This is a genomic window from Telmatocola sphagniphila (assembly GCF_018398935.1).
Classification (GTDB): domain Bacteria; phylum Planctomycetota; class Planctomycetia; order Gemmatales; family Gemmataceae; genus Telmatocola; species Telmatocola sphagniphila.
Genome location: NZ_CP074694.1, coordinates 1722400 through 1739972, shown reverse-complemented (window position 1 = coordinate 1739972; position 17573 = coordinate 1722400). Strand labels below are relative to the sequence as shown.

The 17573-nt window shown below is 53.3% G+C and carries 12 protein-coding genes; 8 read left to right on the top strand and 4 right to left on the bottom strand.

What is annotated here, in order from left to right; genetic code table 11:
- Nucleotides 1-2 precede the first annotated feature (2 nt).
- On the bottom strand, nucleotides 3-1043 hold the full coding sequence (locus tag KIH39_RS07035) for a PA0069 family radical SAM protein (RefSeq protein ID WP_213498578.1): 1041 nt from the start codon (nucleotides 1041-1043) through the stop codon (nucleotides 3-5).
- A 146-nt stretch (nucleotides 1044-1189) separates the two neighbouring features.
- Here KIH39_RS07035 and KIH39_RS07030 point away from each other — a divergent pair, with 146 nt between their 5' ends.
- The 5 genes from KIH39_RS07030 to KIH39_RS07010 all read left to right on the top strand — a co-directional run bounded on the left by KIH39_RS07030 (nucleotide 1190) and on the right by KIH39_RS07010 (nucleotide 11133).
- Nucleotides 1190-2479 carry a PQQ-binding-like beta-propeller repeat protein gene (locus tag KIH39_RS07030; RefSeq protein WP_213498576.1) on the top strand — a complete coding sequence of 430 codons (1290 nt, stop codon included), beginning with the start codon at nucleotides 1190-1192 and terminating at the stop codon, nucleotides 2477-2479.
- 58 nt (nucleotides 2480-2537) lie between these two features.
- Entirely contained in the window at nucleotides 2538-4091 is a 1554-nt protein-coding gene (locus KIH39_RS07025; protein ID WP_213498574.1) for a spinster family MFS transporter, read from the top strand.
- Nucleotides 4092-4209: 118 nt separating this feature from the next.
- Complete coding sequence (gene fba / locus KIH39_RS07020) at nucleotides 4210-5247, top strand: class II fructose-bisphosphate aldolase (RefSeq protein ID WP_213498573.1); 1038 nt, start codon at nucleotides 4210-4212, stop codon at nucleotides 5245-5247.
- An 85-nt stretch (nucleotides 5248-5332) separates the two neighbouring features.
- Entirely contained in the window at nucleotides 5333-6034 is a 702-nt protein-coding gene (locus KIH39_RS07015; RefSeq protein WP_213498571.1) for a sensor histidine kinase, read from the top strand.
- A 440-nt stretch (nucleotides 6035-6474) separates the two neighbouring features.
- Nucleotides 6475-11133, top strand: a complete 4659-nt coding sequence (locus KIH39_RS07010) for a non-ribosomal peptide synthetase (RefSeq protein WP_213498569.1) — start codon at nucleotides 6475-6477, stop codon at nucleotides 11131-11133.
- A gap of 45 nt (nucleotides 11134-11178) precedes the next feature.
- Here KIH39_RS07010 and greA read toward each other — a convergent pair whose 3' ends face one another.
- Nucleotides 11179-11658 carry a transcription elongation factor GreA gene (greA, locus tag KIH39_RS07005; RefSeq protein WP_213498567.1) on the bottom strand — a complete coding sequence of 160 codons (480 nt, stop codon included), beginning with the start codon at nucleotides 11656-11658 and terminating at the stop codon, nucleotides 11179-11181.
- 57 nt (nucleotides 11659-11715) lie between these two features.
- Nucleotides 11716-12786 (bottom strand): M42 family metallopeptidase, encoded by a 1071-nt coding sequence (locus tag KIH39_RS07000; RefSeq protein ID WP_213498565.1) that lies wholly within the window; start codon nucleotides 12784-12786, stop codon nucleotides 11716-11718.
- Between the two features lie 298 nt (nucleotides 12787-13084).
- Between KIH39_RS07000 and KIH39_RS06995 the strand changes: the two genes are divergently transcribed.
- Nucleotides 13085-13945 (top strand): hypothetical protein, encoded by an 861-nt coding sequence (locus tag KIH39_RS06995; RefSeq protein WP_213498563.1) that lies wholly within the window; start codon nucleotides 13085-13087, stop codon nucleotides 13943-13945.
- Here the strand turns inward: KIH39_RS06995 and KIH39_RS06990 are convergent, their stop codons facing one another.
- Complete coding sequence (locus tag KIH39_RS06990; RefSeq protein WP_246539580.1) at nucleotides 13946-16156, bottom strand: S9 family peptidase; 2211 nt, start codon at nucleotides 16154-16156, stop codon at nucleotides 13946-13948.
- A gap of 188 nt (nucleotides 16157-16344) precedes the next feature.
- On the opposite strand from KIH39_RS06990, the gene larE reads away from it, so the two are divergent.
- Nucleotides 16345-17217 carry an ATP-dependent sacrificial sulfur transferase LarE gene (gene larE, locus KIH39_RS06985; protein WP_213498561.1) on the top strand — a complete coding sequence of 291 codons (873 nt, stop codon included), beginning with the start codon at nucleotides 16345-16347 and terminating at the stop codon, nucleotides 17215-17217.
- Nucleotides 17214-17474, top strand: coding sequence for a hypothetical protein (locus KIH39_RS06980; RefSeq protein WP_213498559.1), 261 nt, complete (start codon nucleotides 17214-17216; stop codon nucleotides 17472-17474). Before larE ends, KIH39_RS06980 begins: the two co-directional genes overlap by 4 nt.
- Nucleotides 17475-17573 lie beyond the last annotated feature (99 nt).

Here is a 17573-nt window from a genome sequence, read left to right as displayed (position 1 = left end):
CCTCAGAAGAGGCGGGTAGGGTCCCGAAAGTGTTCGGTACTCAAGCTCGGACCATAGGGTTCAAGACCCACCCGTTCGCGATGCAACAGGAACTGCTGCCGGTACAAGTCTGCCCAGATGCCTTCTCCCTTCATCCGATGTCCGAATCGCCAATCGTTCAGTTTGCCGTCCCGCACGGACAGAATCCGATTTAATACTTTCAACTTTCGCTCTGGGAAGTGCTGGGCCAGCCAGGTGATGAATAATTCCTTGACCTGATAGGGTAACCTAAGCATCTGATAGGCCGCTGTAATGGCTCCCCGCTCCTTCACGGCCTTCAGAATCGCTGGGCTTTCATGATCGGTTAGACCAGGAATGACCGGAGCAACCATCGTTCCCACAGGGATCCCGGCTGCGGCAAGTTCTTCGATAGCGCGCAGACGAGCTTCTGGTGCGGAAGCCCGCGGTTCCATGACCCGGGCGAGTTCTTTATCCAGCGTTGTAACCGAAATGAAAACCACTGCCGCCTGATATTTCGCAAGTTCCTTCAGTAGATCAATATCCCGAGTCACAAGCGCGTTCTTGGTAACTATTCCAACAGGATTGCGAAACTCCGCGAACACTTCAAGACAACGGCGGGTGATCTGGAGTCGGAGTTCCACCGGTTGATAGCAATCCGTAACCCCTGACATGCTGATGGTTTGTGGCTTCCAACTTGATTTGGAAAACTCCCTGCGCATCAAGTCCGGCGCATCTTCCTTGATGAAAATCTGCGTCTCGAAATCGAGTCCGCAGGAGAGGCTGAGATATTCGTGCGTCGGCCGGGCGTAACAATATACACAACCATGCTCGCAGCCCCGGTATGGGTTTATCCCCAGTTCAAAAGGGATGTCTGGGCTTTCGTTTTTGGCGAAAATCGATTTGGTAGTGTCTCGAAAAAAGCGAGTTTGAGGTGCAGGATCGTCCGGATCCCGCCATTCTTCGCCCTCTTCCCGATAGATCGGGATAAAGCGATTCGCGGGGTTGATGCTGATCCCTCGTCCGTGAAGTGGTGGAACACTCATGTAATAGTGTATACCTCAACTGAATTGGGAAAACAAGTCAAAAGATGAGAGTTCGTCAGTTGCCTTCTTGTGAGCCGTCGAATCGTTTGCTATCATCCCAGAGAATATTGTAATTCCTGCCAAATTTCCAAATTCAATGGGTTGCCATGATCATTCGAACGTTTCGATTTCTTTACCTGGTGACATTGGTTGCCTGGTCCAGCCCAGCATTCGCCGACAATTGGCCGTCCTGGCGCGGCCCGGACAATCTCGGGATTTCCACGGAGAAGAACATTCCTTCGGAGTGGTCCGATGAGAAAAACATCGCCTGGAAAGCGAAAATGCCTGGGATCGGAGCCTCGACTCCCGTCGTCTGGGGCGACAAGATTTTCTTGAGCAGTGAAGAGGGGGATAGCACGGTGCTGCTGTGCCTGGATGCCAAAGATGGTAAGGAGATCTGGAAGCAGAAGGTCGGGATTGTACCCAAGAAACCTCAATTCCAGGCCGGCGAGAATAGTGCTGCCACTTCTTCACCGAGCACCGATGGTAAGCATGTCTGGGTCGCCGTCGGCTCAGGAGAGTTGGCTTGCTTCGACGTCGCCGGAAAGGAAATCTGGAAGTTCAATGCCCAGGAACGATATGGCAAGTTCAAATATCAGTTCGGCATGCACAGCACCCCCGTTCTTTACGGCGATAAACTCTACTGGCAGTTGATTCACAGCATTCCCGGCTATGTGATCTGCATCGATGCGAAAACCGGTGAGGAAGTTTGGAAAGTCGTTCGCAAGAGCGATGGGATTCAGGAGAACGAGCATAGCTACGCATCGACGATGATCTGGCACAACGGCGATAAAGCCTATTTGCTGGCCCACGGCAACGATTACTGCACGGCCCACGATCTGAAAGATGGTTCTGAAATCTGGCGAGTTACGGAATTGAACGCCAAGGCCAAATACGATCGCACGCTGCGATTTGTCGCTTCTCCTTTAGCGACACCGGAATTGATTATTGTGCCGACGGCCAAGCGCGGTCCGGTAGTGGCCGTGAAGCCGGATGCGAAGGGAACTTTTGGTCCCGGCAGCGAATTCGAGCAATTCCGTTTTGAAACAACTCCCGACGTCCCCTCCCCCCTATTGAAAGACGGTCTGGTGTATTTGTGCTCCGCAAGCGGTCAGCTGACCTGCCTGGATGCTAAAACGGGTAAAGCCTATTACAAGAACGAGCGATTCCACGAAGCGAAATATCGCAGCTCGCCGGTCTATGCGGACGGTAAGATCTATCTCTCGGGTCACGATGGAACGGTCACTGTGGTTAAAGCGGGTGAGAAGTTCGAAATTCTCGCCAAAAATCGACTCAACGACCGCGTTTCGGCCTCGCCGGTAATTTCGAATGGCCGCCTGTATATCCGAGGTTTCGATAATCTTTACGCGATCGGTACTCTCAAGTCAACGAACTGATAAATTGTGATTTGCGGGATCGAGGATGATCCCGCATACCCCCTCGTCGAGATCATTCATGGCCTACACACCGACCGGAAATGGCGGCCCGAAGGAAATACATCCCGGGGCATCCAAGATGCTGTTTCTTCTTCTGGCCATCAATCTCTTCAATTACATCGATCGACAGGTTCTCTCCGCCACACTTTCCAATATTCAACTCGATCTGTTCAATCCGAACGACCCGTGGCTGAATCGTAAACTCGGCTCGCTCACCAGTGCTTTTCTCGTGGTTTATATGCTGACGGCTCCGCTGTTCGGGGTGCTGGGGGATAAGTTTTCCCGCTGGTATCTTGTCGGAATTGGCGTCATCGCCTGGAGTCTGGCAAGTGGCGCCTCAGGTTTGGCCGGCGCTTATATCGTCCTGCTCTTGACCCGCTGTTTTGTGGGGGTGGGAGAGGCCGCTTATGGTCCGGTGGCGCCTTCGATGCTTTCGGATATGTACCCGGTCAGTCATCGGGGAAAAGTGCTTTCCTGGTTCTATCTGGCGATCCCAGTTGGAAGTGCTCTGGGCTTCGTTCTGGGTGGGGCCATAGCTGGATCCTTTGGCTGGCGGGCTGCATTTTATGCAGTCACTTTTCCCGGTCTGATTCTGGGGTTGTTCTGCTTCTTCATGAAGGAACCGCCGCGCTATAAAGGACCTGAATCCGCGCAAAAGGATACCTACTGGGAACGAGTGAAGAAAATCTGGCGAATCCGCTCCTTCAGATTCTGCACTCTCGGGATGACTTGCACGACCTTTGTGCTGGGGGGCGTGGCCGCCTTTGCGCCCAAGTACATATTCGAACGGGTCGGCCAACTGCAAATCACTGATAAATCGATCGAAAAACTGGTTCAGTTGAAGGCTCCGAGTGGGGAACCCTTGATCCCCGTCGATGTCATCGAGCAATTGAATAAGTTGCGCAGCGAGGAACCGCTGGGCATCCCGCAAATGAATCAGCTTCTCAAAGAAAAATTGACCCGGACCGCCTTTGAAAACTACTACCCTCAAATTGTCAGCGGTGCTCAAGCCTACAAGATTGTCGATGGCCAGGAAGTACCGTTGTCTCTATCGCTGAGCCAGATCAATCTCTATTTTGGCGTTTTGGTCGTTGTGTGCGGGTTGTTGGCTACGTTGCTGGGTGGAATCCTCGGAGATTATTTGCGAAAGTACATGCAGGGAGCTTACTTCCTGGTCTGCGGCTATTCGGCAATGCTCGCTTTCCCGCTGTTTGTGGGAATGGTTCTCGTTCCATTTCCTTATGCCTGGCTTTTGCTCGCCGGTGCGGTCTTCTTCCTCTTCTTCAATACCGGTCCGGCTAATGCGATAACTGCCAATGTGACCCATTCGGGCGTCCGAGCCACAGGCTTCGCGCTCAACATTCTGATCATTCACCTGTTCGGCGATGCTATTTCTCCCTTCATCATGGGGTGGATTGCCGACGTCTGGAGCTGGGAAATCGCCATGCTTGCGGTTTCCACCCTGATTTTTGTAGCCGGTGCGATCTGGATTCTCGGTGCTTCCGGCCTCGAACAGGACACGACCGCAGCCGAGTCTTTGCAATTCGAAGACCACTCGGCGAAGAACGAGTGAAATTTCACTTTCCGGTGTTCATTCCTCCGCCCGGGGTCAGCCGGATCGCTGGACCCCTCCGCTCGAATTCGTAACATGACTTTTCACGAATTAACGAGTTTTCTGAAGAGGATGAGTTATGCCATTGGTGCCGATGCGTCTCCTGTTGGACCATGCTGCGGAAAACAATTATGGAATTGCCGCATTCAACGTCAATAACATGGAACAAATTCAGGCGATCATGGAAGCGGCGAAAGAAATTGACGCTCCCGTGATCGTCCAGGCCTCCCGCGGCGCCCGCAGCTATTCCCAGGATGCCTACCTGCGTCACTTGATGCTGGCTGCGGCAGAACTCTATCCGAATATTCCCATCGTCATGCACCAGGACCACGGCAATAGCCCGGCTACCTGCAAAAGTGCTATCGAACAGAACTTTACCAGCGTCATGATGGACGGCTCTCTCGCCGAAGATGGCAAAACTCCGGCCGATTACGATTACAACGTCCGCGTCACGGCGGAAGTCGTGCAACTGGCCCATAAGCTCGGCATCTCGGTCGAAGGAGAACTCGGCTGCCTCGGTTCGCTCGAAAGCGGCATGGGTGAAGCCGAAGACGGCCACGGCGCCGAAGGCGTGCTCGATCACAGCCAGTTGCTGACCGATCCAGATCAGGCCGCTGATTTCGTGGCCAAGACGAAGGTCGATGCTCTGGCCGTAGCCATTGGCACCAGCCACGGTGCCTACAAGTTCAGCAAGAAGCCTGACGGCGCAGTGCTGAATATGGACGTAATCAAGAAGATTCACGCCAAGATGCCGAACACTCACATGGTGATGCACGGCTCCAGTAGCGTGCCGCAGGAATTGCAGGATATTCTGAACAAATACGGTGGAAAAATGAAGCAGACCTTCGGCGTTCCCGTCGAAGAGATTCAGCTCGGTATCAAGTTCGGCGTTCGCAAAATTAACGTCGACACCGACAACCGCATGGCCATCACGGGCGCTATCCGCAAAGTGCTGATGGAAAGCCCGGATAAGTTCGATCCGCGCGATTACCTCAAGCCGGCCCGCGAAGCCATGAAGAAAGTCTGCAAGGAACGCATGCTGGCTTTCGGTCAGGGCGGTCAGGCCAGCAAGATCAAGAGCATCAGCTGCAAAGAATACGCCAAGGTTTACGGTTGAAACTAAGGGCAGGGGATTGAACTCGCAAGCGACTGAGGAGCCTGGCTCCTCAGTTTGTCTTTCGTTCAAACTCTGATTGATTATTATGCCATCCGCCGAGCAATTTACCGAATTGGCTGAAGTGGCGGGTGGCTTTATTCATGAAATCAAAAATCACATCGCCACGCTGGGGCTGAATTTGCAGCTTCTCGCGGAAGACTACGAAAATCCACAGTCTCCCAAGGAACGCCGCATTGCCGAGCGGATTCAGCGCCTCCAGACGGAATGCACGAAAATCACCGATATCTCCAATGATTTTCTGCGCTTTGCACGCGCTCAGGAACTCTTGCGATTGGAGATCGTCCGCCTCGATGATGTCGTTAGTGAAGTCATCGATTTCTTCCAGCCGACCGCACAGACCATGGGTATCCAACTCACCTGGTATCCCTGCGGCGACTCAGCGCGCGTCAAAATCGACCCGCAGGTTTTCAAGCAGGCGATGCTGAATTTGCTCATCAACGCCAAGGAGGCGATGCCGGAGGGCGGTGAGATTATCCTTCAGGATTACATCGAGGGAGAGTTCATTCGCCTGGACGTCATCGACACCGGTTCGGGAATTCCCACAGATCAACTCGAAAAGATTTTCAAACCCTTCCACACGACCAAGATGGGGGGAACCGGTCTGGGGTTGCCCACAACTCGAAAAGTGATCGAAGCACTCGGGGGATCCATCGAAGTTCAGAGTGAAGTGGGCACCGGAACGAAATTCTCTATCTTGCTACCGATTCTAAAAAGCCAAATTGTCTAACGTGACACTGTTGGATGGTCGACTTACGTGGAAGATCGGACCTTCGCGCAATTTAGGGGATATGAGTTCGGGCAATTATTACAAAAGATCGCCTCAAAATTCGAGAGAATATTACGTCCGTAAACTCGATTGTCCTGTATTAGCATAAACTTATAAAAAAGTGGTTTTTATGTCGGTATATGGCACTACCTGGGATTAAAATTCAGGTTGTGACAAGTGTAACTTAAGCTATATATCCCTTATCCCAGCTTTAGGAATAAAAGCGATTGAAGTGGATCTTCGCAATTGCTTGAATGGGGGGAACAGGGAGATTGGGCAGGACTGGGAACCGGCGCGGGGGATAGCACGTCTCACTGAGCCAGTGTTCCGAATATCTGCCGAATCGAACTGCCGGTTCTTTTGACTAGCTCGCTGCTTGCGAGCCGGGGGATGATACAGAGATGCTTTCCTCGCCACGTGCGAATGAAATTCAGTCGAGAATCCTGCCTCTAAACCAGTTCGACCTGGTTCGTGCCGAAGACGTCGTCGCTGAAATCTGGCTCGACATTCTGGGTGTGAATTCTGTTGCCGGGGACGATGACTTCTTCGAAATGGGCGGTAATTCCCTCGACTCCGCTCTTCTCTTATCCCGCATTCAGGCTCGCTTCTCCCTCTCGCTTCAGACGGAAGATTTCTTTCAGGCGCGGACCTTCAGGAATCTCTGCCGGCTGCTGCAGGAGTCCAAGCCGAACTCCCTGATTTCGAATAAGCCGATCATCGAGGTGGCCGCCAATCGTAGCGAGTTTCCGGCGACCTCTGCGCAATCCCGCCTCTGGTTTCTCGATCGCTTCATCAGTCAGCCGGAAGTTTATAATGTGTACCGTCTGGTTCGCCTGCTCGGCGACCTGGATGTGGCCGTGCTGAGCGCGGCTCTCGGGACCTTGTCCCGCAAACACGAACCGCTGCGCACGCGCCTGGACGAATACAACGGCGAACCGGTTCAGTTCGTCGAGCCTTCGATTTCCATCGACGTCGCTTTTTCCGATCTTTCCGCACTTCCGGAATCGGAACGCTTTCCACGCGTCAAGAGGGAAGCGGAGGAGGAGGCCCGACGGCCATTCAATCTGCAACAGGCCCCTCTCTGGAGCGTTCGACTCTGGCGAATCGACACGGAAGATTTCTTCCTATTGGTGAATTTTCACCACTGCATCACGGACGGCGTTTCCATCAACCAGTTCTTCGCCGAACTAACCGAAGCCTACCAGTCCATCCGAGTAGGTTCCGAGATGGATCGGCATCGGCTACAGATCCAGTACGGCGATTATGCGATCTGGGAGAAGGCCTGGCGTTCGCAATCCGAATTCCAGGAGCACCTGGCTTACTGGAAGCAGGTACTCACTCCACCGCCGGCTTCGCTCGATTTGCCGTTCTCCAGGCCCCGGCCGAAGATTCAGACCTTCCGCGGTTCGGTAGTTCGCTTTGAAATTACGGCGGCTAAACTTGCCAAGCTCGACGAGTTTGCTTTTGCGGAGCAATCCACGCGATTCATGGTCGGGCTGACCGCTTTTCTGAGCGTGCTGCACCGCTACACTGGCGAGACGGACCTTTGCATCGGCACCCCGGTGGCCAACCGTCGCCCGGATACCGAAGAACTGATTGGTTTTTTTGTAAACACTCTTTCGCTTCGAAATCGCATCGATGGGAAGATGACCTTCCGGGATGCAATCTCGGCCGTGCGCAAATCCACGCTTCAAGCGCTTGCACACAGCGGCGTGCCGTTTGAAACCATCGTGGAGGCCGTGAATCCCGTTCGGGATACCAGCCGACAGCCATTGTTTAAGATCGCTTTCCTTTACCAGAATCAGGGGCTGTTGCCCACGAATCTCGGACCGCACGATATGCTGCCGATCAGCCTGCATAACGGCACGTCCATGTTCGATATTCGCTTCGTGCTGGAAGACAAGCTCGGCGGAGGACTGAAAGCCTGGATCGAATACAACACCGATCTTTTCGACGAAATCTACATCGATCGTCTGGCGGCCCACTTTCAGACCCTACTCGATGCCGCCTTGGCTAATCCCTCGGAACAAATTCAGCACCTGCCTTTGCTTCCGGAAACGGAACGCCGAAAGATCCTGCACGAATGGAATCGCACCGAAGGGGCATATCCCTCGGAACGGAAGATCCACGAACTCTTTGAAGAGACCGCTATTCGTCAAAAGAATGCGGCCGCTATTCTGACATCGGGAGAGACCTGGAGTTACGAACGGCTGAACGGCAGGGCCAATCAGATCGCTCACTATCTGATCGGGCTCGGACTGAAGCCTAACGAATTCGTGTCGGTGGCGCTGCCTCGTTGCCCGGAAATGATTGCCGCAGTTCTGGCCATCAGCAAAGCGGGAGGCGCTTACGTTCCGCTCGATCTCAGTTCGCCGGCCGAGCGACTGAATCACATGATCCAGGACAGCAACTCAAAGTGGGTGTTGACCAATTCCGACAGTCTGACCAAATTGGAAATTGCAGACGAGGCAAAGCTGCTGGTTCTGGATAAGCTCGATCTTAGATCTCAGCCCAATCGCAACCCGGCAAAGATTGGCACTTCAAACGATTTGGCCTACGTGATTTACACCTCCGGATCGACCGGCCTTCCCAAAGGGGTCCTCCTGCGGCATAAGCCTGTTGCCAACGTGTTGGATTGGGTCAACACCACTTTCCGGGTTCATCATACCGACCGATTGCTGTTCGTGACTTCGCTGAGTTTCGATCTTTCGGTGTACGATATTTTTGGGATTCTGGGTGCGGGCGGTTCCCTGCGCCTGGCCAGCGAGGACGAACTTCGCAATCCTTTGAGATTGCTGGAAATACTTCAGACCGAAAAAATTACTCTCTGGGATTCTGCCCCGGCGCTGCTGCAGCAATTGTCTCATTTTTTCGACAAAAACAAGCGATCTGGCGATCTTCGACTGGTACTGCTCTCCGGCGACTGGATCCCCGTTTCACTTCCCCAGCAAATTCGAGATGTCTTCCCGACGAGCCGAGTCGTCAGTCTCGGCGGCGCGACCGAAGCGGCCATCTGGTCGAACTGGTTTAGCATCGACGAAGTCGATTCCGGTTGGGTCAGCATTCCCTATGGAAAGCCGATCCGGAATGCCCACTATCATATTCTGAATGAAAATCTGCAGCCCCAGCCGCTCGGCGTTCCGGGTGAATTGCACATCGGAGGAGAAGTTCTTGCCGATGGCTATCTGAACCGGCAGGAACTGACGGCCGAAAGATTCATTCCAGATCCGTTTACCGATCGGGAAGGCTCCAAGCTCTACAAAACCGGGGATTTGGCTCGCTACTGGCCGGATGGAAACATCGAATTTCTGGGCCGTATCGATCATCAGGTGAAGATTCGCGGGTTCCGGGTGGAACTGGGAGAGGTCGAGCGAGCTCTGGAGAGCTTCCCCGGCGTGGCGCAGGCGGTGGTAATTTCGAAATCGGATTTGTCTGGCGGCTCGACTTTGCGAGCTTACTTAAAGCTGATAGACTCTCAACAACGGCGTCCTTCTCCCTCTAGTATTAAAGAACACTTATCCGGCTTTTTACCGGATTATATGATACCAATCTCCTTTACAATAGTGGAGAATTTCCCCCAAACGGCGACCGGAAAATTAGATCGTCGAAACTTGCCGGAACCGGATTGGACTTCAACAACTAATGAATTGGAATTCGTTCCACCTGCCGATAATCTGGAACGGAGCATCCAGGTAATTTGGGAAGAAGTTTTTGCGATCAAGCCGATCGGAGTGACCGCCAATTTTTTCAACATTGGGGGACATTCGCTTCAAGCGGCCTTTTTAATGTCTAGAATTGAGGATCGATTAAAGCACCGCCTGCCCTTGGAAGTGCTTTTCGGGTCTCCAACGATCCGAGGTTTGGCGAACCGCTTGAGAAAGAAACTTGAGGCGGAAAGAATGAACTCAACATCCGAAATGAATTCGGTGAATATCGTGGATTCAAAAGATCAAGCAGATTCGGAATTGGCCACGGGATACGTCGCCCCGGTAGGGGATGAGGAACTTGCACTCCAGTCGATCTGGGAAGAAATTTTCGACATAAGACCGATCAGCGTGCACGATGACTTCTACCAGCTCGGGGGCGATTCTGTTCAGGCCGCCGTACTCATGTCCCGGATCGAAACCCGGTTGGGGCATCGCCTCCCGCTCGAAGCCCTTTTCGAATCGCCAACCATCCGGGGATTGGCGACCGTTCTCCAACGCAATCTGGAATTGGGTCGTGGCGTTCTCGTTCCGCTTCAAACCCAAGGCTCGAATCCACCGCTGTTCCTGATTGCCGGAGCCGGCGGGCACGTGTTTGCCTTCCACAAGTTCTCGAGATTGTTGGGGCCGGAACAACCCACCTATGGAATGAAAGCCATCGGCGTTGACGGCACGGAACCTCCCTTGGAGGATATCCGACTGATCGCCACCCGATACGTGAAAGAAATTCTGGCCGAACGACCCGAAGGCCCTTACGTGATCGGCGGCTACTCGGTGGGCGGTGTGATCGCATTCGAAACGGCCCTGCAATTACAGGCCATGGGAAAAGTCGTTTCGCGCGTCATCGCTTTCGACACCCTGGCGCCTGGCTATCCCAAACCGATGCCGATGCTCAAGCGGGTTCGCGAACATGCTCGCGTGTTCCGCAACATGAAAGGCAAGCGAAAGCTGCATTATCTGGGCAACCGAATCGACCAGATGAAGAAGCGGATTCTGTTCCGGCTCAACCTGCACCGCTTTTACGCGCCGCCGATTCCGGGTATGAAAGTGGTTCCCCAAGAGCGATTAAAGCACGTCTGGGGTGCTCTTTACAAGGCGCGTGAGGCTTATTTGCCTTCGGAGCACTTCAACGGCCGCGTGATCCTGGTCAGTTCGGAACAGACCGATCAGTGGATCGGCCATTACTACGACGACCCGCACAAGGGTTGGAACCGCTGGTGCGATGAAGTGCAACTTTATGTCGTACCGGCCGAGCACATGCTCTTCTTCCGGGACGACAATATCGAACTGCTTTCATCGCAGATGCGCGAGATTCTTCGTCAGGTTGCGACAGAATCGCGAATCATCAAAGTGTGATTCGCAATCTGCGTTCCAGGGGAAATGAGGCCTTCGACGACGAGGTCACTCGTAGCTGATGGCCAATATCTTGAATTTCAATTTGCCGCGCGGAACCGGAATTTCCGCGGTTTCGCCTTTCTTTTTGCCTAACAATCCCTGTCCGATCGGGCTCGTCGAAAGAATCTTGTTCTGATCCGGATCGTCGTCCCCGGGTCCGACAATGGTGAAGGTTTCTTCCTCGTCGATATCCACATCCTTGACCTTAACCGTCGCGCCGAAGGTGACGATATCCTTGGGGCGCTGGCCAGGTTCGACGATACTCGCGCGGCTCAGCTTGTCGCGGATTTCGTTGATCTTCGCCTGGAGTTGACCCTGATTTTCGCGCTGAGCATGATACTCGGCATTTTCGCTGAGGTCACCTTCGGAACGAGCTTCCGCCAGCTTCTTGGTGATCTCGATCATTTCCACACCAACCAGATGGTCGAGTTCGCTCTTCAGCTTATCGTACCCTTCACGGGTCATCGGTATACGTTCATCGGCCATAGCAATACTCCCGAAACATCCCTTTCAGAGGGAGAGCGGATATCTCTTTCAATCCGGTTAAGGAATCAGATTCGTTTCCACCGAGATATTCGCGCAGAAATCGGCCAGTAATTTGGCCGCGTTATTAAGATCGTCGAGATTTACGGTCTCGACGGGGCTGTGCATGTAACGATTCGGAATCCCAATGAGTGCGGTGGCCACACCTTCGCGGGAAATCTGAATCACATTGGCATCCGTACCCGTGGCCCGGGCCACACCGCGTACTTGTACCGGAACTTCGAGTCGCTTCGCGCTGTTCTCCAACTCGTCCAAAACTCGGGGACTGATATTCGGGCCGCGAAACAGCACCGGTCCCGCACCCAGCTTCACTTCACCGAGCTGCTTTTTATCGGTCCCCGGGGTGTCGCTGGCATGGCAGACATCCACGGCAATGCCTATGGTCGGGTTGATTCGGTGGGCACTGGTCGTGGCCCCGCGCAAACCAATTTCTTCCTGAACGGTTGAAACGCAGTAGACTTCGGCACTTCGCTCCCGATCCCTCAGCAGGCGTAAAGCCTCCATCACGACCCAGACACCGACTTTGTCGTCCATCGCCGGGGAAGCCGCCAGTCCATTTAGCAAATCGTGAAAGCCGAGGTTTACCGTAATCGGATCGCCGTGACGGATCAGCTTTTCGGCGTCTTCTTTATTTTTGGCCCCGATATCCACCCAGACGTCGGTGAACTGCGGAACTTTGTTTCTCTCATCATTTTGCAGCAGATGAGGCGCCTTGCGGGAGAGGATACCTTGTATCGGGCCCGATTTGGTCCAAATTGTTAGGTATTGCCCCAGTAAAATCTGCATATCCCAACCGCCAATGGGCTGGACGTAGATAAAACCATCCCCATCGATATGTTCGACCAGCAATCCGATTTGATCGCAGTGTCCCGCCAGCATAATACGGACGGGATTCGTCACGTGCCGGTTCGGAGCCAGTCGCGCGATGACATTACCATGTAAATCGGTTTTAACGTCATCGGTATACTGCTTGGCCCAGGTGCGAACGACCTCCTGAATCCGCTGCTCGTACCCGGACGGACTGGGAGTCGACAACAACTGCTTCAGGAAATTTAGTGACAGTTCTTCCATGTCTTTTCGTTCGCACAATCATCGAAAGCATTAGCCGCGGCGTAGCGGTTGCACCGGTGTGGGATGCCGGTATAACCGCCGCGCCGCGGCTTCACGTATTATACACTAGATATCAGTATGACTGAGGATATCCTCTTCGACAAGGGGTAATTTCCCCTGTCAATCGGGCGAAAACGTCGGAGTATCGAATTTAAAATCGGGTAGAAAGCCCGAAAAAACAGATACCGCTGCCCCGAAAAGGGGGTTGGATTTCTCAAGAGTTAACGGCCCGGCGGTTATTTCCACCCAGGAGCGAACTATGCGAAAGCTTATGGCATTGGTGCTATGTCTGGCAGCGACGGCGGCCGTTCGCGCCGACCAGTTCGAGTACTACTATCAGCCAGTTCTGACCAAGGCACTGGAAGATAAAGTGCTCAAGGAAGTGGCCTCGCTGAGCGTCGAGGAAATGGAAAAACATTTGAACGTCCTGGCCGACACGCAATCGGCTTTTCTGGTGGTGGAAACCAACGATCGCCGATTGACGAAGCTGCTGGTTCAACCGGCCCGTTTGCGAGTCGGCGAGGAACAGGTGCCTTTATTCCTGGTGGAAAAATATCTCACCTTTCGGGAAGGTTCGGAGCGGGCGATCAAGGCTTCCGGCCAGAATACGCACCTGTATAACGGCTCGCGAATTCACCTCGACCAGGGACAAATCGTGCCGGAAAAACTCGGGGGAGATCTCATCGCTCAGGAGACGGAGGGCAAACTGATTCTGAAACCAGTGGGCAAAGCCAAGTTATACGTTCTCACCAAGGCGATTCCGGGCGTGGTGCCGAAGAAAAAACCAAAACTGGCGATTGGCGAAGAATTTCAGATTAAGTATTTCAACGGCACCTACAAGCTTTACGACGATGGTCGGCGCACCGGGGTGCTGAAGCTCCTTGCCACGGACGATGGAGAAGTTTCCGGAACGTACACCTCTGACAAAGATGGTCGCGAGTACGAAGTGAAGGGAAAAGTGGGGCAACCGCAACACTCGATCACTTTCGAGATCAAATATCCCGCGACGAAGCAGGCTTTTAGCGGTCATCTGTTCACCGGCAACGGGAAGATTATTGCCGGCACCACGACTTTGCAGGAACGCAATGCCGGCTTCTATGCCGAGCGCATCGAGGAATAGCTAGTTTGCTCTGGGTTCCACCCCGAGCAGATGACGAACGAAGAAATCCATGCGGCGGCGATTCATATACGGCGTTTCTCCCACGCCGTGATTGCCACCGGGGACGACGATCATGTCGAAATCCTTATTGGCTTTGATCAAAGCATTGACGACTTGCATCGTGGAAGCCGGGTCCACATTGCTATCGATCTCCCCCACGGTCAGCAGCAATTTCCCCTGTAATTTGTGTGCATTCACAACGTTGGAAGCTTCTTCGTATTCCTTGCCGACTGGCCAGCCCATCCAGAGTTCGTTCCACCAGATCTTATCCATCCGATTGTCGTGGCAGCCGCAATCCGCGACGGCGACTTTGTAGAAATCGGGATGTCGCAAGAGTGCCCCGAGGGCATTCTGTCCTCCCGCGGAGCCTCCGAAGATCCCGACGCGGGTGAGATCGACTTGCGGATATTTTTCGGCGAGAGCTTTCAGCCAGAGAATCCGATCAGGAAAACCGGCATCGCCGAGATTTTTCCAGCAAACATCGTGAAATGCCTTCGAACGAAAGCTGGTTCCCATGCCGTCGATCTGAACGACAATAAAACCCAACTCCGCATATTCGGCCTTGCGATCGTATGCCCGGAAAATTTTGGGGACGAACGCTCCTTGCGGCCCCGCGTAAATATTCTCGATGACTGGATATTTTTTGGAGGGATCGAAGTTCATCGGGCGATAGACCACGCCATAAATATCGGTCTGACCGTCTCGACCTTTGGCGACAAAGCGTTCGGGAGACCGCCAGCCCATCCGCTTCAGATCGCTATCGTCGGCCGTTTCCAGAACGCTGATCAACTTACCGGTTTCGGCATCCCGCAATTCCGTCTTGGGGGCCATATCGACTCTCGAATAGCGATCCAGAATATATTTCCGATCCGGCGAATAGGTCACGAAATGCGAACCATCCCCCTCGGTCAACTTCACCAGGCCGGTACCGTCGTAATTCACTCGAATCTGATGCAAATAGTAGGGATCTTGCTCGGGATAGATTCCGCCGACGTTGAGCCAGATCTGGCCTTTTTCATCATCGGTCCGCACGATCGAGCGAACGACCCAGTTCCCTTGAGTGACCGGATTCAGAACTGACCCGGTACTGGCGTCGATTCGATAGAGGTGGTTCCAACCTGAACGCTCCGACATCCAGAGCAGCTTTTGCTTGTTGTCGTACCAGTGAATGTATTTTTTCCCGCTATATTCGAAGAACGTTTTGGTTTCCTCGTTCACGATGGCTCGGACAGCGCCCGTCTTCGCATCGACGCTCAGCACCCGGTAGACTTGATGGCCGCGCTGGTTGTATTCGAAGGTAAACTGGCTGCTGTCGGAATTCCACGAGAGGGTCCGATCCTCAAAATCGTAAGGGTTTTCAAATAATTTATCCGAAATCGGAATTTCTTTTTTCGTGGCGAGATCGAACAACCTCGGCTTCAGAATCGTGATGGCATCGCCCGGTTTACGATAATTCTCCAGGATACGGACTTTGGGCTGGAGTTGGGTGCGCGGCGAAGATTCGATCACTGTGACATCATGCTTTTCACCGAGCTTCACGCGAACGCACACCAATTTCGTGAAGTCGGGCGAGAAGAGGTAGGGCCCGGAGTAGTAGGTCTCCTTGTCGTCACTCCCCAACTCGAATTTCTCTTTTTTCTCCCGATCTTCCAGAATCAGCTTGGTGCCTTCCTTATAGGCTTTCCAGGGATTTTCTTTGCGAGCCTGAAAGTGGACGGGCTGGCTGTCCTCAAGCTGGAAGGCCGTCGCTTTATCCGGCTTCGCAATCGAGACACTATGATCGAGCCGGTTGTAAATCAGAGTCTGGTTATTCCAGGGAAATTTCAAACTCATCCGATCCTCGGATAAGTGAAATTGATCCGGAGAAAGCTCGTCGAGCTTCAGCTTGGCCGCCCCGATTTCTGCTAATGCGGCCGTGAGTTTTTCCCGATCAAAGAGCGGTTCCTTTTTCCCGGTTTTGTAATCGACGAGGTGAAATTCGTATCGGTCCTTACTGGCCCGGACCTTGTACCACATGCCATTTTGGCCCCAGGCGGGTGTTACGGTATCCCGAAAAACTTTGCCCTGAACTTCACGGCCCAGCGATTGAGCTCGAATGTAGTCGGCGGCCGTACCCTGAGCCGTACAAAGACTTGGAATAAGAAGGAGAAGCGAAAGAGCGAGCGAACGCATCTTGATCCTCAGTGGCGAGTTAGAGAAGAGTCCTTCTTGAAGATTTAGAATCTTCCGAGGAGCAGGGCAGCCCAAATTGAAAAATTGTCAGCATTTTCGTCTTAAGAAAATCGCTATTCCCTTTCTCACAATATCCCCCTCGAATCGAGACCTAGTTGGAAACTCTCCAGTCGGGTACAATTTCATTTATGGATTCCAAATTGGCGACGAAAAAACTGCGACTCTTGGAAGTGCTTTCCCAAATGAGCAGCGTGGCAGTTGCCTTTAGCGGCGGAGTGGACAGTGCACTCGTTTGCTGGGCAGCCCAAACGGCACTCGGAGACAAGGCGCGGGCCGTAACGGCTGACAGCCCGAGTGTCCCCCGTGCCGAGATTGCCGAAGCGATCGAGATTGCCCGGCAAATCGGAATAGCCCACGAGATTATTTCGACCCAGGAATTTCAGAATTCGGCGTATCTGAAAAACGACGGAGCCCGCTGCTACTTTTGCAAAAGCGAACTGTACGCGGCCATTGCGGCTCAGCTTTCGGAATGGCAGGCCGAGGTCATCTGTAGCGGGGCTAATTCCGACGACCTGGGCGATTATCGACCCGGATTGATTGCGGCCGCGGAGAAGAAAGTTCGGCATCCACTGGTGGAAGCCGGTTTTTCCAAAGCGGAAGTTCGGGACCTGGCTAAAGAAGTCGGCTTATCTATCTGGGATAAGCCCGCGTCTCCCTGTTTGAGCAGTCGACTCGCTCCGGGTGTGGTCGTGACCACGCAGCGAACTTCGATGATCGAGGCAGCCGAAAAAATCCTCCGAGAACTGGGGCTGAGGGAATGCCGAGTTCGGCTGCACGAGGGGGAATTAGCTCGCATCGAAGTGCCTCTGGAGGCGATTGCGAAACTGATGGAACAAAAAGTGCGCGAGAATCTTGCCCGGGCGCTTCGCGAACTGGGGTTTCGCTATATTACCCTCGATCTGGAAGGCTTCCGTTCCGGGAACCTCAACCAGCTCGTCGATCTCAAAATTCGAAACGATTATTCAACGGTCACCAATCTGCAAACCGGGGGGAAAACTTGAAAGCACTAGCCGCTCCGCTAACTGTGGAACAGTATTTTCTTGAAGCACGCTCCAAATTGCTGGACCTGGCGGCATTTCTGGACCGTATCCATCGCGGGGAAAGCACCTCGGCGGCGGTTACAGACTCTCGAGTGAAAAAAATCGAAAAAGCCCTGGAAGTTCTTCTCGAAAAATCCGGTGTTGACCGGGCGGCTCGGATCCAGGAGATTTTTTCCCAGGAATACGATCCCCAGTGGAAAAAACCTTCGCCCCGATAATTTTTTTTGACGCCCAGCTGACCTTTTTTCCGTTCGAACTGTCAAATTTTGTTTTTTCATAATTCTCATCCTATATTCAAGCGTCCCGAACTCTTCCGT